General features: G+C 63.9%; 25 protein-coding genes. 11 read left to right on the plus strand and 14 right to left on the minus strand.

Translation table 11 applies throughout. The features are described 5' to 3' along the window. Positions 1-42 precede the first annotated feature (42 nt). Positions 43-300, minus strand: coding sequence for a hypothetical protein (locus NCR35_RS05890; RefSeq protein WP_250533593.1), 258 nt, complete (start codon positions 298-300; stop codon positions 43-45). 126 nt (positions 301-426) lie between these two features. On the opposite strand from NCR35_RS05890, the gene NCR35_RS05895 reads away from it, so the two are divergent. The 6 genes from NCR35_RS05895 to NCR35_RS05920 all read left to right on the plus strand — a co-directional run bounded on the left by NCR35_RS05895 (position 427) and on the right by NCR35_RS05920 (position 5,684). Next, positions 427-1,071: a chorismate--pyruvate lyase family protein gene (locus tag NCR35_RS05895; RefSeq protein ID WP_250533614.1), complete on the plus strand. Its 645-nt coding sequence runs from the start codon at positions 427-429 to the stop codon at positions 1,069-1,071. Beyond that, positions 1,068-1,550: a DNA-deoxyinosine glycosylase gene (locus NCR35_RS05900; protein ID WP_250533595.1), complete on the plus strand. Its 483-nt coding sequence runs from the start codon at positions 1,068-1,070 to the stop codon at positions 1,548-1,550. The genes NCR35_RS05895 and NCR35_RS05900 overlap by 4 nt, the downstream gene beginning before the upstream one ends. Further along, positions 1,547-2,431 carry a class I SAM-dependent methyltransferase gene (locus NCR35_RS05905; protein ID WP_250533597.1) on the plus strand — a complete coding sequence of 295 codons (885 nt, stop codon included), beginning with the start codon at positions 1,547-1,549 and terminating at the stop codon, positions 2,429-2,431. Before NCR35_RS05900 ends, NCR35_RS05905 begins: the two co-directional genes overlap by 4 nt. 218 nt (positions 2,432-2,649) lie before the next feature. Beyond that, entirely contained in the window at positions 2,650-2,904 is a 255-nt protein-coding gene (locus NCR35_RS05910) for a DUF3311 domain-containing protein (protein ID WP_244848267.1), read from the plus strand. Beyond that, the gene (gene mctP / locus NCR35_RS05915; protein ID WP_244848934.1) at positions 2,904-4,454 is read left to right on the plus strand and encodes a monocarboxylate uptake permease MctP; all 1,551 of its coding nucleotides are present in this window, start codon (positions 2,904-2,906) and stop codon (positions 4,452-4,454) included. The genes NCR35_RS05910 and mctP overlap by 1 nt, the downstream gene beginning before the upstream one ends. 129 nt (positions 4,455-4,583) lie before the next feature. Beyond that, complete coding sequence (locus NCR35_RS05920; RefSeq protein ID WP_250533598.1) at positions 4,584-5,684, plus strand: FUSC family protein; 1,101 nt, start codon at positions 4,584-4,586, stop codon at positions 5,682-5,684. 13 nt (positions 5,685-5,697) lie between these two features. Here the strand turns inward: NCR35_RS05920 and NCR35_RS05925 are convergent, their stop codons facing one another. The 7 genes from NCR35_RS05925 to NCR35_RS05955 form a co-directional block, all read right to left on the minus strand. Beyond that, complete coding sequence (locus NCR35_RS05925; protein WP_250533600.1) at positions 5,698-6,159, minus strand: VOC family protein; 462 nt, start codon at positions 6,157-6,159, stop codon at positions 5,698-5,700. Positions 6,160-6,359: 200 nt separating this feature from the next. Then, positions 6,360-7,313, minus strand: a complete 954-nt coding sequence (tal, locus tag NCR35_RS05930) for a transaldolase (RefSeq protein ID WP_206467850.1) — start codon at positions 7,311-7,313, stop codon at positions 6,360-6,362. Between the two features lie 215 nt (positions 7,314-7,528). Then, positions 7,529-7,774 carry an energy transducer TonB gene (locus tag NCR35_RS05935; RefSeq protein ID WP_250533601.1) on the minus strand — a complete coding sequence of 82 codons (246 nt, stop codon included), beginning with the start codon at positions 7,772-7,774 and terminating at the stop codon, positions 7,529-7,531. 75 nt (positions 7,775-7,849) lie between these two features. Continuing rightward, positions 7,850-9,049 (minus strand): benzoate/H(+) symporter BenE family transporter, encoded by a 1,200-nt coding sequence (locus NCR35_RS05940; RefSeq protein WP_250533602.1) that lies wholly within the window; start codon positions 9,047-9,049, stop codon positions 7,850-7,852. 25 nt (positions 9,050-9,074) lie between these two features. Next, positions 9,075-10,250 (minus strand): vWA domain-containing protein, encoded by a 1,176-nt coding sequence (locus tag NCR35_RS05945; RefSeq protein ID WP_250533603.1) that lies wholly within the window; start codon positions 10,248-10,250, stop codon positions 9,075-9,077. A gap of 25 nt (positions 10,251-10,275) precedes the next feature. Further along, a complete protein-coding gene (locus tag NCR35_RS05950; protein ID WP_250533604.1) occupies positions 10,276-10,866 on the minus strand; it encodes a GNAT family N-acetyltransferase in 591 nt (196 codons plus the stop codon). 28 nt (positions 10,867-10,894) lie between these two features. Then, on the minus strand, positions 10,895-11,737 hold the full coding sequence (locus NCR35_RS05955; protein WP_175939882.1) for an AAA family ATPase: 843 nt from the start codon (positions 11,735-11,737) through the stop codon (positions 10,895-10,897). Positions 11,738-12,184: 447 nt separating this feature from the next. On the opposite strand from NCR35_RS05955, the gene NCR35_RS05960 reads away from it, so the two are divergent. Both NCR35_RS05960 and NCR35_RS05965 read left to right on the plus strand, forming a co-directional pair. Further along, the gene (locus NCR35_RS05960) at positions 12,185-12,550 is read left to right on the plus strand and encodes a c-type cytochrome (protein WP_159835678.1); all 366 of its coding nucleotides are present in this window, start codon (positions 12,185-12,187) and stop codon (positions 12,548-12,550) included. Between the two features lie 149 nt (positions 12,551-12,699). Beyond that, a complete protein-coding gene (locus NCR35_RS05965; protein ID WP_250533605.1) occupies positions 12,700-13,128 on the plus strand; it encodes a c-type cytochrome in 429 nt (142 codons plus the stop codon). Between the two features lie 95 nt (positions 13,129-13,223). Here NCR35_RS05965 and NCR35_RS05970 read toward each other — a convergent pair whose 3' ends face one another. From NCR35_RS05970 to rsxB, 3 genes are all read right to left on the minus strand, one after another. Beyond that, the gene (locus NCR35_RS05970; RefSeq protein ID WP_175939885.1) at positions 13,224-13,655 is read right to left on the minus strand and encodes a DUF1841 family protein; all 432 of its coding nucleotides are present in this window, start codon (positions 13,653-13,655) and stop codon (positions 13,224-13,226) included. A 76-nt stretch (positions 13,656-13,731) separates the two neighbouring features. After that, positions 13,732-14,376 carry an endonuclease III gene (gene nth / locus NCR35_RS05975; RefSeq protein WP_250533606.1) on the minus strand — a complete coding sequence of 215 codons (645 nt, stop codon included), beginning with the start codon at positions 14,374-14,376 and terminating at the stop codon, positions 13,732-13,734. Next, the gene (rsxB, locus tag NCR35_RS05980; protein ID WP_250533607.1) at positions 14,373-15,227 is read right to left on the minus strand and encodes an electron transport complex subunit RsxB; all 855 of its coding nucleotides are present in this window, start codon (positions 15,225-15,227) and stop codon (positions 14,373-14,375) included. The genes nth and rsxB overlap by 4 nt, the downstream gene beginning before the upstream one ends. Before the next feature lie 344 nt (positions 15,228-15,571). Here rsxB and NCR35_RS05985 point away from each other — a divergent pair, with 344 nt between their 5' ends. Further along, positions 15,572-16,204: a TetR/AcrR family transcriptional regulator gene (locus NCR35_RS05985; protein WP_244848279.1), complete on the plus strand. Its 633-nt coding sequence runs from the start codon at positions 15,572-15,574 to the stop codon at positions 16,202-16,204. A gap of 127 nt (positions 16,205-16,331) precedes the next feature. Here NCR35_RS05985 and NCR35_RS05990 read toward each other — a convergent pair whose 3' ends face one another. Both NCR35_RS05990 and NCR35_RS05995 read right to left on the minus strand, forming a co-directional pair. Beyond that, complete coding sequence (locus tag NCR35_RS05990; protein ID WP_244848280.1) at positions 16,332-17,603, minus strand: polyhydroxyalkanoate depolymerase; 1,272 nt, start codon at positions 17,601-17,603, stop codon at positions 16,332-16,334. Between the two features lie 366 nt (positions 17,604-17,969). After that, complete coding sequence (locus NCR35_RS05995) at positions 17,970-19,838, minus strand: glycoside hydrolase family 15 protein (RefSeq protein WP_250533608.1); 1,869 nt, start codon at positions 19,836-19,838, stop codon at positions 17,970-17,972. A gap of 361 nt (positions 19,839-20,199) precedes the next feature. Between NCR35_RS05995 and NCR35_RS06000 the strand changes: the two genes are divergently transcribed. Further along, positions 20,200-20,448, plus strand: a complete 249-nt coding sequence (locus NCR35_RS06000) for a hypothetical protein (protein ID WP_244848936.1) — start codon at positions 20,200-20,202, stop codon at positions 20,446-20,448. Between the two features lie 138 nt (positions 20,449-20,586). Here the strand turns inward: NCR35_RS06000 and NCR35_RS06005 are convergent, their stop codons facing one another. After that, complete coding sequence (locus NCR35_RS06005) at positions 20,587-20,739, minus strand: DUF3096 domain-containing protein (protein ID WP_244848282.1); 153 nt, start codon at positions 20,737-20,739, stop codon at positions 20,587-20,589. A 170-nt stretch (positions 20,740-20,909) separates the two neighbouring features. On the opposite strand from NCR35_RS06005, the gene NCR35_RS06010 reads away from it, so the two are divergent. Next, entirely contained in the window at positions 20,910-22,238 is a 1,329-nt protein-coding gene (locus NCR35_RS06010) for a lactonase family protein (protein ID WP_502801649.1), read from the plus strand. Positions 22,239-22,373 lie beyond the last annotated feature (135 nt).

The raw sequence follows: 22,373 nt of genomic DNA on the forward strand, positions 1-22,373 counted from the left end.
GCATGAAAGAACGCGCTGCCGGGTGAGCCGGCAGCGCGTTTTTTATTTGCGCTTGCGGTCTTTCGTCGATTGCGCGAGCACGGATGCGGCGAGCGTCTTCGTCTCGTGCGAATACTTTTCGCTGTGCAGCACTTCGCTGGCTTTGTGCTCCATTTCGGCGCTCGTCTGCTTGGAAGAGTGCGATTGCGCGAGCGCCGATCCGGCCAGCTTCTTCGCGATTGCGGATGCCTTCGGATCGTGCAGCGTATCGGCGGCGAGGTGCGCGACGTTCGGCGAGGTTTGCTTCGTATTCTTAGTCATTTTGATGTCCTCAAGGTTTTACAGATTCCGGCGTTCGGCAGCGCGCGGATTCGATAGTCTTGCCCGCCCGCGGCACGCGCGCCATACGATTCATCCGAACCCGAGGCCGGTTCTATAATGGCCGCCATGCCGATTCCGAACGATCCCGTCGATGCGCACTGGCGCATCGCGCCGCATCCCGTTTGCACTGACGATCAGAAAGACTGGCTCACGCGCGGCGGCTCGTTGACCGCCCATCTGCGCACGCTCGGCGCGGTGACGGTCGACGTCACGCGCGAAGCCGTCGATAGTCCATGGCGCGACGAATGGCGCGCGCTCGGCGCGACGCCGCGCACGCCGGTCTGGACGCGCGAAGTCGTGCTGAAGGTGGATGGCGTGCCGTTCGTCGCGGCGCACAGCATCGTCGCGCTGTCGCACAGCACGGGCGTGTGGCAGTCCATGCGCCGCCTGCGCACGCGGCCGCTTGCCGAGCTTCTTTATAGCGACAGCAGCGTGTCACGTTCGATGCTCGCAAGCCGCGTGCTGTCCGCGCGGCATCCGCTGTATCGGCTAGCGGCGGAGCACGCGCAGGCGAGTCACGCGCTCGTCGCGAGGCGGTCGGTGTTCCTGCGCCACGGCGCGGCGCTGATGGTCACCGAATGCTTTCTCGATGCGCTCTGGCGCGCGCTTGCATCGCGTCATGCGCCGCATGTTGTCCATCGGGATCATGCGCGCGCCTACGAGCATTTGAGCTCGCATGCGAAGCGCGTCGCGCACGGCGAAGCGCGATGAAACTCGCGGGCTTCGCGCCGGTCGGCGACGCGCATACCCATACGCTCATTCTCGGCAGCTTTCCGGGCGTCGCGTCGCTCGCGGCGACGCAGTACTACGCGCATCCGCGCAACCAGTTCTGGCGGCTGGTCGGCGCGGTCATCGGCGAACCGTTGCACGAACTCGCTTACGAAGAACGGCTCGCGCGCGTGATGAAGCACGGCATCGGCTTGTGGGACGTGCTCGCCGCGTGCGAGCGCGAAGGCAGTCTCGACAGCGCGATCCGCCATGCATCGCCGAACGATTTCGCCGTGTTCCGCGAGCGCTTTCCGACGCTGCGCAAGGTGTGCTTCAACGGCAAGACATCGGGCAAGTTCGCGCCTGTGATCGCTGCGGCGGGCTACGCCACGCTCGTGCTGCCGTCGTCCAGTCCCGCCAATGCTATCCTCTCGTTCGATCAAAAATTGCGCATCTGGCGCGACCTTCTCAGCACACAATGACGACTCTCATCAAGCGCGCATCGGCCGAAGCGCGTGCGTTCAGCCGCAAGAAAGACAGCAAGCATCGACACGACGAAGACGATCTCGCCAACGCGCCGCGCATCGACGCGCCGCGTAAGCCGCGTTTCGCGCCCGTGACGTTCTCCGAAGAGGGCGGCGTGCGCTATCTGCATTTCGGCACCGAATGGGTGCAAGGCGCGATGCGCCTCCGAAAGCCCGACCACATCGAACTCGAATACGCGCAGCAGATGATGGCGTGGCTGCTGTTCATCGAGACGCCCGAGCGCATCGTACAACTGGGGCTCGGCGCGGCGGCGCTCACGAAGTTTTGCTATCGGTATCTGAAGCGCGCGAAGGTCGAAGCGGTCGAGCTGAATCCGGCGGTCGTGATCGCCGCGCGCGCGATGTTCGAGCTGCCCTACGACGACGCGCGCCTCACCGTGACCGAACGCGACGCATGGGAGTTCGTCAACGACCGCGCGAATCACGGCACCATCGGCGCGTTGCAGATCGACATCTACGATGCCACCGCGCGCGGTCCCGTGCTCGACAGCGTGTCGTTCTATCGGGCGTGCCGCGCGTGTCTCGCGCCGCAAGCGGGCGTCGTGACGATCAATCTCTTCGGCGATCATCCGAGCTTCGTGCGCAACATGCGCCATCTGAACGAAGCATTCGATCATCGCGTGATCGCGCTGCCCGAAGTGCACGACGGCAACCGGGTGGCGATTGCGTTCGCCGGTCCTGCGCTCGACGTGCCGTTCGCCGCGCTCGGCGAACGCGCGAAGTTGATCGAAGCGCAACTCGGCTTGCCCGCGCGCAAGTGGGTGAAGGGGCTGGCCGAAAGCGCGGGCCTGCCGTTGAACGGCTCGTTCTCCATCTAGTTCGAAGCGAATCACGCAGGGCGCTGACCCACCTCGGCGCCTTTCACATCTGGGGAATGCTCGGGATTCTCCCTGCTTGACCGTGTTTTGGCGGTCCCTATACTCCTCCTGTTATTTCGGGGCGCTTTCTGCGGCGTGTCGCCTGCGCGAGGGCCGCACCGGACGGCTCCGCGGGCCACGGCTCGACGCAAATGCTCAAAAACAAACTGGAGACCATCATGGCTCAAGATCCGGGCCGCACTGGACAACCGCGCAACAAGCATTGGCTCTGGCTTCTGATCCTTCCGTGGATCGGCGTGGTGTGGGTGCCGTTTTACAACAAGATCGAGCCCGTGCTGTGGGGCTTCCCGTTCTTCTACTGGTATCAGCTTCTCTGGGTGCTGCTGAGCGCGGTCATCACAGCCGTCGTCTACAAGAAAACCAAGGCGCTGTCGTCCGGCCGCGCGGGGCAAGGCCAAGGAGGCGCGCGATGATGAACGTCACCGCAACTTTCGTATTCGTTCTGTTCTTCGTCGGGGTGACGATTCTCGGGTTCATCGCGGCGCACTGGCGCAAGGCGGATCTCGGCCAGCTCGACGAATGGGGTCTCGGCGGCCGGCGCTTCGGCACCATCGTGACTTGGTTCCTGCTCGGCGGCGATCTCTATACTGCATACACCTTCGTCGCGGTGCCGGCGCTCGTGTTCGGCGCGGGCGCGACGGGCTTCTTCGCGCTGCCGTACACCATCCTGATCTATCCGTTCGCGTTCGTCGTGTTCCCGAAGCTCTGGAGCATCGCGAAGCGTCACGGCTATGTGACCGCCGCCGACTTCGTGCACGCGCGCTACAACAGCCGCATGCTCGCGCTCGCCATCGCGGTGACGGGCATCGTCGCGACCATGCCGTATATCGCGCTGCAACTCGTCGGCATCGAAGTCGTGATCGGCGCGCTCGGCTTCAGCACGCAAGGTTTCGTCGGCGATCTGCCGCTCATCATCGCGTTCGCCATTCTCGCGGCCTACACGTACACGTCGGGCCTGCGCGCGCCCGCGATGATCGCGGTCGTCAAGGACGTGCTGATCTACATCACCATCATCGCCGCGATGATCGTGATTCCGGCGCAACTCGGCGGCTTCGGCCATATCTTCGGCGCCGTGCCGCCTGCGAAGCTGCTGCTGAAGGCGCCCGACGCCGCGAGCCTGAACGGCTACAGCGCCTACGCGACGCTCGCGGTCGGCTCGGCGCTCGCGCTCTTCCTGTATCCGCATTCGGTGACGGCGATTCTCTCGTCGAACTCGGGCAACACCATCCGCCGCAACATGGCGCTCTTGCCTGCGTATTCACTGGTGCTCGGGCTGCTGGCGCTGCTCGGCTACATGGCGCTCGCCTCGGGCGTGAAGGACATGCCCGAGTACGCGTCGTACTTCAAGGCTTACGGCGCGAACTTCGCGGTGCCGGCGCTCTTCCTGCACTACTTCCCGTCATGGTTCGTGGGCGTGGCGTTCGCGGCCATCGGCATCGGCGCGCTTGTGCCGGCCGCGATCATGTCGATCGCAGCGGCGAATCTGTACACGCGCAACGTGCATCGCGAGTTCCTCAATCGTTCGATGACGCCGGAGCAGGAAACCAACGTCGCCAAGCTGGTGTCGCTGATCGTGAAGGTCGGCGCGGTCGTGTTCATTCTGGCGCTGCCGCTCACCTACGCGATTCAGCTTCAGTTGCTCGGCGGCATCTGGATCATTCAGACGCTGCCCGCGCTCGTGCTCGGTCTCTATACGCGCGTGCTCGATCATCGCGGTCTGTTGATCGGCTGGGCGGTGGGCATTGCCGTCGGCACGTGGATGGCCGTGTCGCTCCAGTTGAAGGGCTCGATCTTCACGGTGCACATGTTCGGTTACGCGGTGCCGGGCTATGCGGCCGTGTGGGCGCTGATCGTCAATCTAATCGTGTCGGTGGGCGTGAGTGTGCTGGTGCGCGCCATCGGCCTGAAGCGCTCGGATGACCGCACGCGCCCCGAGGACTATCTGGACGTCGTGGAAAGCTGAAGCCGGCGCCGCGTGTCGTGACGCGGTGGCGGCTCTGATACGCTAACGCCCGTAATGGCCTTCGGCCGTTGCGGGCGTTTTGCTTCGCGCCCGTCGATCGACAAACCCGTATACCGACGCGAGCGACTCATGTTTTCATCGACATCGGCGTCAGCGCGCAGAAGCCGCGCGATGCGGCTCATGCACGGCCTGGCGTCGCCATTCTTCCGCTATCGCCACGCGAAGATGATCCACGCGGTGCGCGTCGCGCTCGGGATGGCGACGTCGTTTCTCGTCACCACGGGCATCAATATCCCGCACGGCAGTTGGGCCTCGGTCTCACTGCTCGTCGTGGTCGGCGGGCTGCAGCACTACGGCAATATCCGCAAGAAGGCAGCGGAACGGGCGCTCGGCACGGCGCTCGGCGCGGCTATCGGACTCGCGCTGATTCTCGTGCAGACGGTCTTCGGCTCGCTCACGCTCTTCTTCATTTTGATGTCCGCCATCACCGGGGCGTGCGCGTATTACGCCATCGGCAAGGCGGGCTATGTCGCGCTGCTGACGGCGATCACCATGGTCATTGTCGCGGGCCACGGCGATTCGCCGTTCGATGTGGGCTTGTGGCGAACCGCGAACGTGCTGATCGGCATTGCCATTGCGCTGGCGTTCTCGTTCGTGCTGCCGCAGTACGCGACGTACTCGTGGCGTTATCGCCTTGCCGACAATCTGCGCGAATGTGCGCGTCTTTACGGCGCGTTGCTCGACGGCACGCCGTTGCTGGCGGAAGAAACCGCGCGCCGCTTCTTCGCGATGAGTCAGCGTCTCGTGCAGTCCCGCGCGCTGATGGAGTCCGTCGCCAAGGAAACGCGCGTGCCGGTCGCGCGGCTCGAAGAGATCCAGCGGCTGCATCGCTCGATTCTCGCCGCGCTGGAAATGCTCGTGACGTCGATGCCCTACGCGCCGCGCGCGACGTGCAATATCGCACTCGACTGCTCGCCGCACGAGCAGCAGGTGCGGCAGAAGCTGCTGAAGATGGCGCGCGCGCTGCGTTTCGGCCGCGTCGGTTTGCTGTACATGCGGGCCGACGCGAACCCGGATGCGAGCGTCGAAGCGGAGGCGGGCGATGGATCGACGCAGGGCATGCACTGGCTCGCGATGCGTTTCGCGGAGCAGGTGGATCGCTTGCGGCTGCGTCTGAGTGAAATAGAGCGGGAGTGGAATATCGAAGGCGCGCGGCCGCTTCCCGGCTGACGCGCCGTGCGCTTTAGGACTGGGCTGCCGCGTCTTGAGGCGGCTGCGGCGCGTCGGCCATCTCGACGGCGTTGACGACGTTGATGAGCCACGGTACGCCGAAGCGGTCTTTCAGCATGCCGAAGCCCGCCGTGAAGAACGTGGACTGCCACGGCGTCAGCACCGTGCCGCCTTCGCTCAATGCGTTGAACGCGCGCTCGCCCGCTTCGGGGCTGTCGGCGCCGATCGACAGCGTGAAGCCCTGGTATTCGCAGTGCGGCTGGGCGAACTGGCCGTCCGACACCATGATCGCCGTGCCGCCGACGCTAAAGAGTGCGTGCATGACCTTGTCGTGCCACTCCGCCGGCACGTTCGCCGCGTCGGGCGTGTCGCGGAAGCGAATGAGCGTCTGAATTTCCGCGCCAAACGCGGATTGATACAGCGCGAGGGCGTCCGCGCAATCTCCGTGGAAGAAAAGATACGTATCCAGTTGCATTGATAGCTTCTCCGAGCTTGGGCGGCGCTCCCGCCAAAGCACGAAAGTCTATTGCAACCGGAAGCCGCGCCGACTCGGAGAAGGTCAATTTACGTCATAAGACGCCTGGAAACCGTATTTTTCTGAATGTCTTGCGGCAGGCGAGGCGCGCGCAGCGCGCCTCGTGCATCGCTTGTTGCCTTATGCCTATTGTTTGTTGCTTATTGCAGCGCCGTGATCAGCTTTTCCAGCTTGATGGCATCAGCCGCGAACGCGCGGATGCCTTCGGCCAGCTTTTCGGTCGCCATGGCGTCTTCGTTCACGGCGAAGCGGAACGACGGCTCGTCGACGCTGATCTTCTCCAGATCCGTGTTGTCCGCCGCGTCCGGCGACAGCTTGCGCTCGACCTTCTCGTCGCTGTCGGCCAGCTTCTTCAGCAGGTCCGGGCTGATGGTGAGCAGATCGCAGCCGGCCAGTTCGGTGATCTGGCTCACGGTGCGGAAGCTCGCGCCCATGACTTCGGTCTTGTAGCCGAACTTCTTGTAGTACGAGTAGATGCGGCGCACCGACTGCACGCCGGGATCGTTCGCGCCGCCGTTTTTGACTTCGTCCCATTCCGCGCCGGCCGACTTCTTGTACCAGTCGTAAATGCGGCCGACGAACGGCGAAATGAGCTGCGCGCCCGCTTCGGCGCACGCCGCGGCCTGCGCGAGCGAGAAGAGCAGCGTCATGTTGCAGCGGATGCCTTCCTTCTGGAGCACTTCGGCTGCGCGGATGCCTTCCCACGTCGACGCGAGCTTGATCAGCACGCGCTCCCGGTTGATGCCCGCGGCTTCGTACAGCTTGATGATTTCGAGGCCCTTGTCGATGGACCCCTTCGTGTCGAACGAAAGGCGCGCGTCGACTTCGGTGGATACGCGGCCCGGCACGATCTTCAGGATTTCGGTCCCGAACGCGATCAGCAGATGGTCGATGATCTGGCCCATCGGCTTGCCGGCGTGCTCCTTGACGGTCTTCTCGAGCAGCGGCTTGTAGTCGTCCTTCTGGACGGCCTTCAGGATCAGCGACGGATTCGTGGTCGCGTCCTGCGGCTTGAACTGAACGAATTGCTGGAAGTCGCCGGTATCGGCGACGACGGTGGTGTATTGCTTGAGCTGGTCGAGAGCGGATGTCATGTCGAGTCGTCGGCGCGAAGCGCCTTGTCAAATTGCGGTAACCCGCGGGGTGTCCATGATCGCGATGCCGAAATGCGCCTCTGAAGCGCCGGGCTCGCCCCTACTGCCAATGTCTCATTCTAGACCCGCGCGTGCTGTTCGCGCTCGGGGCGTGTGCGTCGCTGGTTCGACCGGGCGCGCGCCGGGGCGTTCCTTAGCCCGCCGCGTCGCATCGATCAGTCGACGGCGTAGGCGAGCTCGTGCCAGCGCCGCACGGTGCCGGAGCCCAGTTGCCCGCGGGCGAAGCGCATCTTGCGCACTTCTTCGAGCGCGTGCGCGTCTTTTGCGGGATCGCCGCAGCTCAGTTTCAGGACGACGTCCTGAACGTGGCCGGCGTCGTCGAGCAGCACGCGGACGATCGTCTTGCGTTTCGCGGGGCCGGGCGGCGCGGTGCGCGCCAGCAGTTTGTCGAGCAAAGCCATCTTCGTGATTCGGAAATGCGGTCGTGGTGCATCGGCGCGGAGGACGTCCGGCCGATTTCCGCATTGTAGGCCGCGTCAGCCGCGCCGGGCGTTCAGAATGACGTGCGTCACGACGCCCGCGATCAAGCCCCAGAACGCCGGCCCGATGGACAGCAGCGTGAGGCCGGAGGCGGTCACCATGAACGTGACGAGCGCGGGTTCGCGCTGGCGGGCGTCGTGCATCGCGTTGGCGAGGCCGCTCATGATCGAGCCGAAGAGCGCGAGCGCCGCGACCGATACGACGAGCGCCTTCGGAAACGCCGCGAAAAGCGCGGCGATGGTCGCGCCGAAAATGCCCGCGATCAGATAGAAAACGCCGCACCACACCGCCGCCGTATAGCGCCGGTCGTGGCGCTCGTGCGCTTCGGGGCCGGTGCAGATGGCGGCTGTGATCGCCGCGAGGTTCACGCCGTGCGAGCCGAACGGCGCGAGCACGAGCGACGCGATGCCCGTCGTCGCGATGAGCGGCGCGGAGGGCGTCGTGTAGCGATCCGCGCGCAGCACGGCGATGCCCGGCACGTTTTGCGAGGCCATCGCGACGATGAAAAGCGGCACGCCGATGCTCACGATGGCGGAGAGCGAGAACGCGGGCATCGTGAACACGGGATGCGCGAGCGCGACGTGAAAGCGCGTGAAATCGAGCAGGCCGAGCGCGCCCGCGACGGCCACGCCTGCTGCCAGCGTCGCCGGAATGGCGTAGCGCGGCGTCGCGCGCTTGACGACGAGGTACGTGAAGAACATCGCGAGCACGAGCGCCGTCTGATGCTCGGCCGCGCGGAAAATTTCGATGCCGATCTCGAACAGGATGCCCGCCAGCAGCGCCGCCGCGATGCCCGACGGAATGCGTTTCATCAGCGCGTCGAACCAGCCGGTGACGCCGACCGCCGTCAGCAATGCCGCGCAGACGACGAACGCGCCGATGGCCTCGGCGTAAGGCACGTTCGGCAGCGACGTGACCAGCAGCGCCGCGCCGGGCGTCGACCACGCGACGACGATCGGCGCGCGAAAACGCAGCGAGAGCCCGATCGTGCACAGCGCCATGCCGATGGAAAGCGCCCAGATCCACGACGAAATCTGCGCGTCCGACAGATGCGCGGCCTGTCCCGCCTGAAACATCAGCACGAGCGAGCTCGTGTAGCCGGTCATCATCGCGACGAAACCGGCGACGACCGCGGACACCGATGTATCGGAAAAAGGGCGCAGCGGGGCGTGCGCGACAGACGGCGTGGCTTTCATGCGGGTTCTGCTTCTTTCTTGCGTGTTATTTGGACAGCGCGCGCATGGCGCTTTCGAGTCCGGACAGGGTCAGCGCGTACATGCGGTTGCCGAGCACATGGCGGATCGCGGAAATGGACTGGCGGTATTCCCATAGCCGCTCGGGCTCGGGATTGAGCCACGCGTGATGCGGAAACTGATCCGCGAGCCGCCGCAGCCACACGGCGCCGGCTTCGGCGTTGTTGTATTCGACGGAGCCGCCCGGCTGAAGCACTTCGTACGGACTCATCGTCGCATCGCCGACGAAGATCAGCTTGTAGTCCGGCGTGAACTTGTGAAGCACGTCGAAGGTGGGCGTGCGCTCGGTGTGGCGGCGGCGATTGTTCTTCCACAAATAATCGTAGACGCAGTTGTGGAAGTAGTAGAACTCCAGATGCTTGAACTCGGCCTTCGCGGCGGAGAACAGTTCTTCCACGCGCTTGATGTGGTCGTCCATCGAGCCGCCGACATCGAGCAGCATCAGCACTTTCACGTTGTTGTGACGCTCGGGCACCATCTTGATGTCGAGCCAGCCCGCGTTCGCCGCTGTGCTGCGGATGGTATTGGGCAGATCCAGCTCTTCCGCCGCGCCTTCGCGCGCGAAACGCCGCAAGCGCCGCAACGCGACCTTGATGTTGCGCGTGCCGATTTCCACCTGATCGTCGTAATCGCGAAACGCGCGTTCGTCCCACACCTTGACCGCCGTGCGATTGCCCGCCGATTCCCCGCCGATGCGGACGCCCTCCGGGTTGTAGCCGCCATGCCCGAACGGCGACGTGCCGCCGGTGCCGATCCACTTGTTGCCGCCTTCGTGCCGTTCCTTCTGCTCGTCCATCAGCTCTTTGAGGCGCTCCGTGAGCTTGTCGAGCCCGCCCAACGCCTCGATGCGCTTTTTCTCCTCGGGCGTGAACTCGCGGTCGAGCCGCTTCTTGAGCCAGTCGAGCGGAATGTCGAACGCTTCGTCGGGCAACTGCGTGACTCCATGGAAGTACGCGCCGAACGCGCGGTCGAACTTATCGAAGTACTTTTCGTCCTTCACGAGCGTCATGCGCGCGAGGAAGTAGAACTCGTCGAGCGACGGCGAGATGACCTGCGCCTTCAGCGCTTCGAGCAGCGTCAGGTATTCCTTCACCGACACGGGTAGCTTTGCGTCGCGCAGCGAGTAGAAGAAGTCGATCAGCATGGCGCGCTTTCCTTCGTGACGTGAATCAGCGGTCGAGCCGGTGCGTGAGATGCGCGCGCACGGCCGGCCATTCCGATTCGATGATCGAGAACACGACGGTATCGCGATACGCGCCGTCCCGGCCGATCTGGTGATTGCGCAGAATGCCGTCCTGCTTGGCGCCGAGGCGCGCGATGGCCGCGCGCGACTGGTGGTTCATGAAATGCGTCCGGAACTCCACCGCAATGGCCTTCAGTTGTTCGAACGCATGGCCGAGCAGCAGGCGCTTCGCTTCGGTATTGAGCGCGGTGCGCTGCACGCGCCTGGCGTACCACGTATGACCGATTTCGAGCCGCCGGTGCGCCGCTTCGACGTTGAAGTAGCGCGTGGAGCCGACCACATCGCCCGTCTTCGCATCGATGACCGCGAACGGATGCGCGCCGAGCCGGTCGCGCATGTCGAGGGCCGCGTCGATATAGGCGCGCGCCGTATCGGGCGAAGGCACGCTCGTGTACCAGAGCTTCCAGAGCTCGCCGTCGGCGGCGGCGGCCGCGAGCCCCTGTTCGTGCTCGACGGTCAGCGGCACCAGTTTCACGTGCTCGCCTTCGAGCGTGACGGGTTCGATCCAGCGGCTCATGCGCGGTTTCCTTTTCTTGGCGTGCTGATCAGCGGTTGTGGCGGTTCATGTACAAGAGCCGCTCGAAGAGCGCGACGTCCTGTTCGTTCTTGAGCAGCGCGCCGTGCAGCGGCGGCACGATCTGCTTCTGATCCGACGACTGCAACGCCTCGGGCGGAATGTCCTCGGCGAGCAGGAGCTTCAGCCAGTCGAGCAGTTCGGATGTCGATGGCTTCTTCTTGAGCCCCGACACGTTGCGCAATTCGAAGAAGCTCTGCATCGCGGCAGCGAGCAGGTCCTGCTTGATGCCGGGGAAATGCACTTCGACGATTTCCTTCATCGTCGAGGCATCGGGGAACTTGATGTAGTGGAAGAAGCAGCGGCGCAGGAACGCGTCCGGCAGTTCCTTCTCGTTGTTCGACGTGATGATGACGAGCGGCCGATGCTTCGCCTTCACGAGCTCGCGCGTCTCGTAGACGTAGAACTCCATGCGGTCGAGTTCGCGCAGCAGGTCGTTCGGAAACTCGATATCGGCCTTGTCGATCTCGTCGATCAGGAGCACCGATTGCCGGTCCGACTCGAACGCCTGCCACAGCACGCCCTTCACGATGTAATTGCGAATGTCCTTCACGCGCTCGTCGCCCAGCTGCGAATCGCGCAGGCGCGAGACGGCGTCGTATTCGTAGAGACCTTGCTGCGCCTTCGTCGTGGACTTGATGTGCCATTGCAAAAGCGGCATGCCGAGCGCGCCCGCGACTTCCTCGGCGAGCATGGTCTTGCCGGTGCCGGGTTCGCCCTTGATGAGCAAGGGGCGCTCTAGCGTCATCGCGGCGTTCACCGCGAGCTTGAGGTCGTCCGTTGCGACGTATTGCGATGAGCCTTCGAAGCGCATGACGAAGATTCCGGTGAGGAAAAAAATCCCAGTATAAGTCAGAAGCCCTGTTGCGATGGACGCCTCGCCGGTATCGTTGCAGCCGCCTACGACAGGGCTGCAAAGGCGCCCCGGCAGTGCTGCATGCCGCTTGCTGAGAACACGCTGTGAAGCGAGACGAGCCCGGCGTACAGAGGCGAATTGTCGCAGGCCGAGAAGGCGTCTTTCAGCCGGTTCCCATTGCCAGAGGCGGCTCTGCGCTATCTCGGAGAATGGACGCTAGGGTGGTCGCGCGGTACAATTAGCCCGATTTTTTTGGCCTGCGCGGCCGGGCGGCCGCATTTAGGTGCGCATGCGCCGCTTGCGAAGCAGTGAAAGGCAGCAAACAGTCCCGAGAAGGTTGTGATGCGCTCGGCGCGGGCCGCGGCTTTCGAGCGCCGGTTTTCCCCTCATGCTAGGTTACAAGCTATGAACTATTTCGTCGGCAAACTTGCCGTGATTGCAGTGCTGTCCGGTCTTGCCGGCTTCGCGACCCAGGCGTCCGCCGACGTCGTGGGCAATGCAAAGGCCGCAGAGGGCAAGGTCGCGATGTGCATCGGCTGCCACGGCATTCCCGGCTATCGCACGGCTTACCCCGAGGTCTACGAGGTGCCGATGCTGGGTGGCCAGAACGCGCAGTACATTGCCAACGCGCTGCACGCCTACAAGAAGGGCGACCGCCACTTCGACACCATGCGCGCCATTGCGGTGACGCTCTCGGATCAGGATATCGCGGATATCGCCGCGTACTACGCCGCGCAGACGCCGCAGTCGAAGAACAACCCCGACAAGTAATCCCCGTTGCCGCGATCGAGCGGGTCGAAGCGCCCGCCGCCGTGACAGGACCATCCGATGCACGGCAATCCGACAACGCAGGCAGTCATCATCTTGCATGGGACCGGGTTCAGGCACCGCGCCTCGAAAACCGGTCGACAGGAGAATTCATGAAGCCCTATCAGGCACAGTCGCAGGCACAGCCCCAGGCACAGCCCCAGGCACAGTCGCAGGCACTTCGGTTCAGCTTCAAGGCAGCATGCGCCGCCGCCGCGATCATCGGTTCGGCGGCGTTCGGCACGGCGCACGCAGCGGATGCGGGCAACGGCAAGGTGCTTTCCGAAAGCCACAACTGCGCGGCCTGCCACGGCCCCGGCCTCAACAAGCCGGTGAGCGGCGAATATCCGAAGCTGGCCGGCCAGCATGCGACCTACATTTACTGGGCGCTGCGCCAGTATCAGATGGGCAACGGCAACCCGAACTTCGGTCGCAACAACGCGATCATGGCCGCGCAGGTGCAGAACCTGTCGCAAAGCGATCTGAAGGACATCGCCGCTTACATCGAATCGCTCGATGGCAGTCTTGTGCTGAAGAAGTAGGCGCGTCGCCGTTCCCGCATCGCAGGAAACGAAACACCCCGCTTTCGCGGGGTGTTTTCGTTTGGGCGCGTGGTGTTTCGATCGTCAGTCGCGCGTCAGTCGCGCGAAGCCCGCCGCTCGATGAGCGCGAGATACGCGTCCGTATCGGGCGGCGTGTTGCTGCGCTGTGCTTCCCAGATGACCTGACCGAGGCATTCCATGATCGCGTGCTGCGCGTCGTGCGGCGAGCCGAGCCGCGCGACGAGCTTGTCGTGCGCGCGGCGAATGCCCGGCGGCTGGTCGATCGACAACTGCTCGCTGATGGCGAGATGCATCGACAGGTGCAGGAACGGATTGGTGCGGCCCGCGTCGGGCGAATAGTCCGCCTGCCGCGCGTCGGGGTCCGCGAGTTCGGCCTGATACTCGGGATGCTCGCGGATCCAGTCGGCGGCCATGCTTTCGAGCGGCGTCAGGATTTCGCCCGCGCGCTCCTTACGCCACGTCTCGGTGAAGAACTGGCGGACTTCGTCGCGGCTAGGGTTGAACATGAGAGTGAGGTTCGGCTCGGGAATTCGTCATTGTAGATCGCGGCGGCATGTCGCTGCTCGGCCCGCAGGCGACGCCTCACTCGGCAGGCGGCGGCGTCTTCGGCCGATATTCGCAGAGCGGCTCGATCGCGCAATGCCAGCATTCCGGCACGCGCGCCTTGCAGACGTATCGGCCGTGCAGGATGAGCCAGTGATGCGCGTCCTGGATGAACTCCTTGGGCACGTGCTTTTCGAGCGCCGCTTCCACCGCGCGCACGTCCTTGCCGGGCGCGATGCCCGTGCGATTCGCGACGCGAAAGATATGCGTATCCACCGCGATCGTTGGTTGCCCGAACGCAATGTTCAGCACGACGTTCGCTGTCTTGCGGCCGACGCCCGGCAGCCCTTCGAGCGCTTCGCGATTGTCCGGCACTTGTCCGCCGTATTGTTCGACGAGCATGCGGCACGTCGCGATCACGTTCTTCGCTTTCGTTCGATAAAGCCCGATCGTGCGGATGTATTCCGTCACGCCTTCTTCGCCGAGCGCGAGCACTTTCTCCGGCGTATTCGCCACCGGAAACATTTTGCGCATGGCCTTGTTGACGGAGACATCCGTGGCCTGTGCCGACAGCATCACGGCAATCAGCAGTTCGAACGGTGTCGTGTATTCGAGCTCGGTCTTCGGATGCGGATCGATGCTCTGCAGCGTCTCGAAGATGGCGCGGCGCTTCTTCGCGTTCATTGCGTCGTGTCTGAATCGGTCTCGTTTGGATCGCCGCCCGCATCGCTCGCGCGGCTCGCGTGTTCCGCGAGGCCGATGCGTCTGCGGCGAGCTTCGGCGGCGTCGATCTGGGCCTGCACTGCGGCGCTGACATGCTCCGTATTCTTCGGACCTGCGCCCAGTTTGGCCATTTCTTCTTTCTTCTTGCGCGCGCGTTCGAGCGCGGCCTGAATGATGGCGCGTTTCTTCGCCTCAGCGTCTTCCGTCGATGCGGACGGCATAGCCGATGCCGCAGCGGCCGCTGTCTGCGCTGCGCGCGACGCCTGCCGCGCGGACGCTTTCGCTTCGGCCTGCGTGCGCTCGCGTTCGAGCCGCGCGAGGCGCCGGTCGTGCCGCGTGCGCGCCGCATCCGCTTGTTCCTGGCTCCATGCGTCCCAGCCGGTGGCGTCGCCCGTGACGGGAATCATCGTGATGCAATCGACCGGGCAGGGCGGCACGCACAGGTCGCAGCCGGTGCACAGCGCGTCGATGACGGTATGCATCTGCTTGGCCGCGCCCGCAATCGCATCGACGGGGCATGCCTGCATGCACAGCGTGCAGCCGATGCACAGGTTCTCGTCGATGACCGCCAGCGGTCGCGCACGCTCGACGCCATGCGTGGTATCGAGCGCGATCTCCGGCTTGCCGAGCAACGCCGCGAGACGCGCGACGCCTTCCTGTCCGCCCGGCGGGCACTGGTTGTAGCTCGCCTCGCCTGTCGCGATGGCGTCGGCATAAGGGCGGCAGGCCGGATAGCCGCACTTGGTGCATTGCGTCTGCGGCAGCAGGTCTTCGATGCGCTCGGCGAGCGTCTTTGAAACAGTTGCGGTCACGTGAGATTGCGCGGTGGCAAATAAGGCGGGCAAAAAGCAGTAGAAACGACAGCAACGATCAGCGGCAAAAACAGCGGCAAAAAAAGAGACGCGAGAAGACGCGGCTTCAGCGCCGCGATTCATTGCGGCAGACGTGATTATCGCGCAAGTGCGTGACGCCCGCCGCAGGTGATCCTTATCCTAATTGCCAATGCTCCGCTGATGTGCGCATAATCGAAGCGCTTTATCGTTTGACCGCAGGACGGTGTTCCCCCATAACCATGGGCAGCGCCCGTTCACGTCATGTACCCCCTGCGGGCCGCGTGACGCATATCCGGACAACGCGGCTCCCGACTCATGCCATCATGAATCAGCCGAAAATCAAAAGAGATCCCGAAGGGACACGCCGCCGTATCCTGCTTGCCGCCGCGGAAGAGTTCGCAGCCGGCGGCCTGTTTGGCGCACGTGTGGATCAAATCGCCCGGCGGGCAGAGACCAATGAGCGCATGCTGTACTACTACTTCGGCAGCAAGGAGCAGTTGTTCACAGCCGTGCTCGAACATGCACTGTCCGCACTCGTCGAGGCCGAGCGCTCGCTCGATCTCGAGGGCCTCGCCCCCATCGAAGCCATGACGCGGCTTGCGCATTTCGTTTGGGATTACTATCGTGACCACCCCGAATTGCTGCGTTTGATCAACAACGAGAACCTGCACGAGGCGAGATATATCAAGGGATCCAATCGCATGCGCGAGGTCATCTCGCCGGTGGTCGAGACGCTCGCGACCATTCTCGAGCGCGGACAGAAGGCCGGACTGTTTCGCACCGACGTCGATCCGCTGAAGTTCTATATCACGCTGTCGGGCCTCGGTTATTACATCGTATCGAACCGTTTTACGCTTCAGGTGAGCTTCGGCCTCGACTTCAGCGAACCTACGCAGCGCGAACAAATGGTGAAGATGAACACGGAATTGCTGCTTGCCTACTTGACCCGTCGCTGACGCCGCTCGAAAAGAGCGCCGTCTGAAGAAAAAAACGTCGCGCCTTGCAAAGGGCGCGACGTTTTTCTTTTGCGAATGGAATCGGTACCGAAGCGCAGGTTGAAGCACTGCGCCGCGATGAATGGACTTACGCCGGGACCGCTTCTTTCTTCGGCGACTTGTCGTGTTCGAGAATGAACTCGCGCAGTTGCGGATACACCATCGTGCGCCAGCGCCGGCCCGAGAATATGCCGTAGTGGCCGGCCTTTTCCGCGGTGAAGTGACGCTTGTCCTTCTGCGAAAGGCCCGTGCACAGGTCATGCGCGGCGCGCGTCTGGCCGTCGCCGGAGATATCGTCGAGTTCTCCTTCGATGGTGAAGAGCGCCGTCTGCGTGATGTCCTGCGGGCGCACGCGTTCGCCGTTCACATCCCACGTGCCCTCGGCCAGACGGAACTCCTGGAACACGATGCGGATGGTTTCGAGGTAATACTCGGCGGCCATGTCGAGCACGGCGTTGTACTCGTCATAGAAGCGGCGATGCTGTTCGGCATCGTCGTCGTCGCCGCGCAGCAGGTTTTGATAGAAGTCCCAATGGGCCGTGAGATGCCGCTCGGGATTCATCGCGACGAAGCCCGCATGCTGCAGGAAGCCCGGATACACCTTGCGGCCCACGCCCGGATAATTCGCCGGCACCGTGTAGATGACGTTGTTCTCGAACCATTCGTACGAGTGCTCGCTCGCGAGCGAGTTCACCGACGTCGGGCTGCGTCGCGCGTCGATCGGGCCGCCCATCATGGTCATGGTGCGCGGCGTGTCTTCGCCGCGGCTCGCCATCAGCGAAATGGCGGCGAGCACGGGCACCGTCGGCTGACACACCGAGATCACGTGAAGATCCTTCGCGCCGATGTGACGGATGAACTCCTGAATATATTCGACGTAATCGTCCAGATGGAACGCGCCGTTTTCCACCGGCACCATGCGCGCGTCGAGCCAGTCGGTGATGTAGACCTTGTGGTCCTGCAACAGCGTGCGGACGGTGTCGCGCAAAAGCGTCGAGTGATGGCCGGATAGCGGCGCGCACACCAGCACGATCGGCTCGTCCTTGAGCTTCGTCACGGTCGCGCTGTCATCGGCGAACCGTTTGAAGCGCAAGAGCCGGCAGAACGGCTTCTCGACCACCGTTTGTTCGACGATCGGAATGTTGTGGCCGTCCTTGACGATCTGATGGATGTTGAACTCGGGCTTCTCGTAGTCCTTCCCGAGCCGGTAGAGCAGTTCGTAGCCGGCGGCGAGACGCGTGGAACCGGGAACGTAGGCGAGCGGGCTGGCCGGATTCACGAACGACTTCGAGGCGGCCTGGGCCCATGCCGTGAGAGGAGACAACATGGCCCGCTGGAATTCGTGTATTTGATAGAGCATGGTGGCCCCAATGACTTCGGTACGAACCGGTAATGCCCGTTGGTCCCGGCGATTCGGCCGGCAACCTGACCCAACGGCAATCAAAAAATCCCCGCCGTGCGGCTCGACCGCACCGCGGGCCTGCTGTTTTTTGCTCTAGCGGCGCGTTTTCGTGCTCCGTCGCTGGGTATGTCTGTGATTCCCTACATTAACGACCAGCGATGCAAAAGTTTGATACTAAGCAGCAACAGTTTCCGCTCGACGCCTGGATAGCACAATAGACCGGTCAAACTTGCGAGCTTTCCTGCAACAGCTTCATCGTTGTGCATTGCACCATTCTAGCGTCGCGCAGCGATGCCGCCAAACGAAAACGCGCTCCGTCTTTCCTCAGCCTTCCTCGCTGATACCAACCGGAGCCTCTTTGCCTGCGGCGCTCCGGTCCGCAGCGGACGGCTGGCCGGTGACATGCGCCATCGCCTGCTCGTGCTTCATCAGGTTCATCCCCGTATGCACCAACGCCACGTGCGTGAACGCCTGCGGAAAATTGCCGACCATGCGTTTCGCCGTCGTGTCGTATTCCTCGGCGAGCAGCCCGACATCGTTCGCAAGACCGACAAGACGCTCGAACATTGCGTGCGCTTCGTCGATCCGGCCCTGCAACGCCAGGTTGTCGACCAGCCAGAAGCTACAAGCCAGAAACGTGCCTTCTCCTGGCGGCAGCCCGTCCGCCGTTTCGGTCGTGTGATAGCGCTTGACGAGACCATCGTGCGTCAGATTGGTCTCGATCGCATGTACGGTGGCGGTCACACGCGGATCGGCCGGGGGCAAAAAGCCGAGCAGCGGTATGAGAAGCAGGCTCGCGTCGAGTGCATCGCCGTGGTACACCTGCGTGAAGGCGTTCACCGTCGGATTCCAGCCTTTGTCGCAGACGTCCGCTTGGATGCGCGCGCGCATTTCGCGCCAATGGTCGATCGGTCCCGCCAGCGCAAACTGTTCCGCCGAACGGATGGCCCTGTCATACGCGACCCACGCCATGACCTTCGAAAAGGTGAAGTGCTGACGGCCGCCGCGCACTTCCCAGATGCCTTCGTCGGGCTGATCCCACACCGTATCCAGATGCTGGAGCATCGTGCACTGGATGGACCACGCGGTTTCGTCGCTTTGCAGGCCGCCGACGCGCGCGAGATGCAGCGCGTTCATCACTTCGCCGTACACGTCCAGCTGCAACTGCTGGACCGCGCCGTTGCCCACCCGCACCGGCTGCGATCCTTCATAGCCCGGCAGCCACGGAATCTCCCATTCGGCGAGCCGACGCTCGCCCGCGATGCCGTACATGATCTGCACCTGCGACGGCGCGCCGGCCATTGCGCGGCCGAGCCACGCGCGCCATGCACGGGCTTCGTCGTAGTAGCCGCCGCGCATTAGCGCCAGCAGCGTGATGGTGGCGTCGCGCAGCCAGCAGTAGCGGTAGTCCCAGTTGCGCGCGCCGCCGAGCTGTTCGGGCAGGGATGTGGTCGGCGCGGCCACGATGCCGCCTGTCGGCTCGTAGGCCAGCGCCTTCAGCGTGATGAGCGAACGGCGAATGGCGCCGGCCCAGCGGCCCGCGAGCTGGCTCTTGCCGGACCACTCGCGCCAGTGATTCTCGGTGCGCGCGAGTTGCGTGTGCGGATCGTGCGCGGGCGGCAAGCGCAGATGCGACTGCGAATAGCAGAGCGAGAAGGGCACGCGCTCGCCTTCGGTGACGTCGAAGCAGGCGGTCGTGCGCATGTTTTCGCCGACGAGGTCCACCGGCGTGCGCAGCACCGCGAGGTCCGGACCGGCGATGGCACGGATGCCGCTGTCGTTCTGCAGGCGGCTGACCCACGGCACCACCGACCCGTAATCGAAGCGCAGGACGAGTTCCATCTTCATGCGCACGACGCCGCGCCGTCCGATCACGATGCGCACCAGTTCCGAATGACCGTTGCGCGACGGCATGAAATCGACCACGGTCACGGCGCCCTGCGGCGTTTCGAAGTCCGTCTCCAGAATGAGCGTGTCGCCGCGATACCGGCGGCGCACGACCGGCGCTTCGCCGTCCGGCATCGACGGCGCGAGCAGCCATCGGCCATGCTCGGGCGTGCCGAGCAGCGCGGCGAAGCACGCGCCCGAATCGAAGCGCGGCCAGCAGAGCCAGTCGACGGAGCCGTCGCGTGAGACCAGGGCGGCGGTATGGCCATCGCCGATCATGGCGTAGTCTTCAATCAGAGCGGGCATAGTGAGCGTGGTTGTGCTGGCGGCGACGGGCCGCGGTCGACGGGTGGCCACGCTCGTGCGGCAAGCCGGAGCGACGGGCCGTTCATGTCGTCGCATTCTGCCGCATTCGCTTCGCGCAAGCAGAAAACCGGGCGCGTGCGGTGGCGCGAGAACCGTCCTGCGACTGCAGGCCGCGCCCGTTGGCGGAAAAGCACTATCGAAGCGCCGATCGAACCGTTGTCACGCGTTTCGGCTGATGTTTAGAATGGAAGCTAAACGTAACCGTGCTGCGCGTCACCGCGCTCGCGGCTGCGTTTTCCCCTGTCGGCTTGCGGGGCGGCCGGCGCCATTCGTTGCTTTGCGTTTCGAGGAAACCATCACTATGCTCAATCCGTCGAAAGCAGACTGCATCGCCATTCTTTCCGCTGCGAGCCGCATGCGCGACAGCGACAACCTGCTTCCTCTCGATCACAAGCGCCTCGGCCTCTCCCGCAATGCCATGGACACGGCTGCGGCCTTTCTCACAGAACGCGGTTGCTTTAGCCGGTACAGCTTCGATATGAGCGGCCTGTCAGTCGGCGCGTTGTCGCTGCAAGGGCGTCTGCGTCTGGATCAGCTGGCAAACGGCTGAACGCCGTTGCCAGCCGCGCCTCCGAAACGCGGCGTCTTCCGTCATCCGTCACATACTGCGCACGTTCGCGGCTCCATCAGCGCGTGCGCCTTTTTGCGCTCGGTGCCCGGCGCACGGAACCGCGAGCGCGCATCGCCGTCACAAGTGAGTCGCGCCCATGCCGAACAGTCCGATCAGCCCGATGACGATCAGATAGATCGCCACGATGAAGTTGAGCAGGCGCGGCATCACGAGAATAAGGATGCCCGCGATCAGCGAGACGAGCGGCCCGAGGCTTATGTGGATGTTCATCGCATCAGCTCCTTTTCTTGGTTAGAGTGCTGTGGCTGGACGGAACGCGCGACGCACCGACTCAGGCTTCGCGCGAGCGGTCCGCAATTTGCTGCCCACGCACGCCGGTCACGCGGCGCCTGGGCGCGTGACATCCATAACACGCAGCAAACAGTCGATGAGGAGGTCTCATGCAACCGAGCCGTTCCTGCGCCGCGATGCGTGCGCCGTTGCAAGCGCCGCGCCCGCTCTTGCACGCGTTGCTTGCGCGCGCCAAGCCAGCGCGCTGGGCCAAAGGCGTGGCGCTGATGCTCTCGCTTGCCGCCGCGCAGTCCTTCGCGCAGACGGCCGGCAACGCGACGCCAGCGGCGAGCGCAGCGAGCGGCAGCGCCACCAGCGCGACGACCGGAAACACGGGCGAGGTCTTCGACCTGCTCATCGGCACATACACGGGCAGCGGGAAGAGCGAAGGCATCTACGTCTATCGTTTCGATGCGGGCAACGGCGAACTCACGCGCATTGCATCGGCGCAGACGGTGAATCCGTCGTATCTCGTCGTCAGCCGCGATCGCAACTATGTCTACGCGGTGAACGAATTGCCGGGCGACAATGGCCCGGCGTCGCAGCGCGGCGGCGTGAGCGCATTTCGCTTCGATCGCGCGAGCGGGCAGTTGAGCTTTCTGAACCGCGTGTCGGCGGACGGCAACGATCCGTGCTATCTCGCCATCTCGCCCGACGGTAAGTACTTGCTCACGGCCAACTATTCGGTCGCGGCGAATCCGGGAGGCAGCTTCGCCGTGTTTCCGCTTTCCGCCGATGGACACGTCGGCACGTCGGTCTTGACCGTGCATCACGAGGGCAGCGGCCCGGTCAAAGGACGGCAGGACAACTCGCACGTGCATTCGACTGTCTTCTCGCCCGACGGCAAGTATCTCTTCGCGCAGGACCTGGGTGTCGACAAGGTCTACGGCTATCGCTACACGCCGGATGGCAGCCGCGGTCTGTTCGGCCCGACCGAGTCGCGCTACACGCCGATCAAGCCGGGCTCCGGTCCGCGCCATCTGATCTTCGACGCAAGCGGCAAGCACGCCTATCTGACGACCGAGCTGAACGCATCGGTCGTCGTCTTCGACTACGCCGGCGGCAAGCTCACCGAAACGCAGTCCGTGCCGATGACCGCGCCCGGCTTCAAAGGCAAGATCGGCGGGGGCGCGCTGCATCTGTCGCAGGACGGGCGCTTTCTCTACGCGACGAATCGCGGCGACGCGAACCAACTCGTGGCATTCGCCGTCGATCCGGCCAACGGGCATCTGAAGCTGCTCAAACGTTATCCGACGCTCGGCAAGACGCCGCGCGAATTCGCCATCGACCCGACCGGACGCTGGCTCGTCGTCGGCAATCAGGAGAGCGACAGCGCGTATTTCTTCCGCCGCGATCCGGCGACGGGCGAACTCGCGTCCGATCCCAAACAGTTGTCGATCGGCTCGCCGGTCGATTTCAAGTTCGTTTCGCCTTCGTGAGCTCATGACGAAGCGCCGCGCGTCGGTTTTCGCGCGGCGCCCCGGCGGCTTAACTTCAAACCCATTCGCCGTTCATAGAACATTTAAAAAAAAAAATACGTCAGGGGGGTGACGGTTTTTTTTTTGTGAGTGTGG

This window comes from Caballeronia sp. AZ10_KS36, from assembly GCF_023631105.1.
Taxonomy (GTDB): Bacteria; Pseudomonadota; Gammaproteobacteria; order Burkholderiales; family Burkholderiaceae; genus Caballeronia.

Bases quoted from the DNA above. Each gene is read 5' to 3' on its own strand.
- NCR35_RS05995 (WP_250533608.1), bottom strand. From the start codon at position 19,838: ATGCCCGCTCTGATTGAAGACTACGCCATGATCGGCGATGGCCATACC.
- NCR35_RS05910 (WP_244848267.1), top strand. From the start codon at position 2,650: ATGGCTCAAGATCCGGGCCGCACTGGACAACCGCGCAACAAGCATTGG.
- mctP (WP_244848934.1), top strand. From the start codon at position 2,904: ATGAACGTCACCGCAACTTTCGTATTCGTTCTGTTCTTCGTCGGGGTG.
- NCR35_RS05920 (WP_250533598.1), top strand. From the start codon at position 4,584: ATGTTTTCATCGACATCGGCGTCAGCGCGCAGAAGCCGCGCGATGCGG.
- NCR35_RS05970 (WP_175939885.1), bottom strand. From the start codon at position 13,655: ATGTTCAACCCTAGCCGCGACGAAGTCCGCCAGTTCTTCACCGAGACG.
- NCR35_RS05950 (WP_250533604.1), bottom strand. From the start codon at position 10,866: ATGAGCCGCTGGATCGAACCCGTCACGCTCGAAGGCGAGCACGTGAAA.
- NCR35_RS05925 (WP_250533600.1), bottom strand. From the start codon at position 6,159: ATGCAACTGGATACGTATCTTTTCTTCCACGGAGATTGCGCGGACGCC.
- NCR35_RS05965 (WP_250533605.1), top strand. From the start codon at position 12,700: ATGAAGCCCTATCAGGCACAGTCGCAGGCACAGCCCCAGGCACAGCCC.
- NCR35_RS05890 (WP_250533593.1), bottom strand. From the start codon at position 300: ATGACTAAGAATACGAAGCAAACCTCGCCGAACGTCGCGCACCTCGCC.
- NCR35_RS05940 (WP_250533602.1), bottom strand. From the start codon at position 9,049: ATGAAAGCCACGCCGTCTGTCGCGCACGCCCCGCTGCGCCCTTTTTCC.
- NCR35_RS06010 (WP_502801649.1), top strand. From the start codon at position 20,910: ATGCAACCGAGCCGTTCCTGCGCCGCGATGCGTGCGCCGTTGCAAGCG.
- NCR35_RS05985 (WP_244848279.1), top strand. From the start codon at position 15,572: ATGAATCAGCCGAAAATCAAAAGAGATCCCGAAGGGACACGCCGCCGT.
- tal (WP_206467850.1), bottom strand. From the start codon at position 7,313: ATGACATCCGCTCTCGACCAGCTCAAGCAATACACCACCGTCGTCGCC.
- NCR35_RS05960 (WP_159835678.1), top strand. From the start codon at position 12,185: ATGAACTATTTCGTCGGCAAACTTGCCGTGATTGCAGTGCTGTCCGGT.
- NCR35_RS05905 (WP_250533597.1), top strand. From the start codon at position 1,547: ATGACGACTCTCATCAAGCGCGCATCGGCCGAAGCGCGTGCGTTCAGC.
- nth (WP_250533606.1), bottom strand. From the start codon at position 14,376: ATGAACGCGAAGAAGCGCCGCGCCATCTTCGAGACGCTGCAGAGCATC.
- NCR35_RS05900 (WP_250533595.1), top strand. From the start codon at position 1,068: ATGAAACTCGCGGGCTTCGCGCCGGTCGGCGACGCGCATACCCATACG.
- NCR35_RS05895 (WP_250533614.1), top strand. From the start codon at position 427: ATGCCGATTCCGAACGATCCCGTCGATGCGCACTGGCGCATCGCGCCG.
- NCR35_RS05990 (WP_244848280.1), bottom strand. From the start codon at position 17,603: ATGCTCTATCAAATACACGAATTCCAGCGGGCCATGTTGTCTCCTCTC.
- NCR35_RS05945 (WP_250533603.1), bottom strand. From the start codon at position 10,250: ATGCTGATCGACTTCTTCTACTCGCTGCGCGACGCAAAGCTACCCGTG.
- NCR35_RS06000 (WP_244848936.1), top strand. From the start codon at position 20,200: ATGCTCAATCCGTCGAAAGCAGACTGCATCGCCATTCTTTCCGCTGCG.
- NCR35_RS06005 (WP_244848282.1), bottom strand. From the start codon at position 20,739: ATGAACATCCACATAAGCCTCGGGCCGCTCGTCTCGCTGATCGCGGGC.
- NCR35_RS05955 (WP_175939882.1), bottom strand. From the start codon at position 11,737: ATGCGCTTCGAAGGCTCATCGCAATACGTCGCAACGGACGACCTCAAG.
- NCR35_RS05935 (WP_250533601.1), bottom strand. From the start codon at position 7,774: ATGGCTTTGCTCGACAAACTGCTGGCGCGCACCGCGCCGCCCGGCCCC.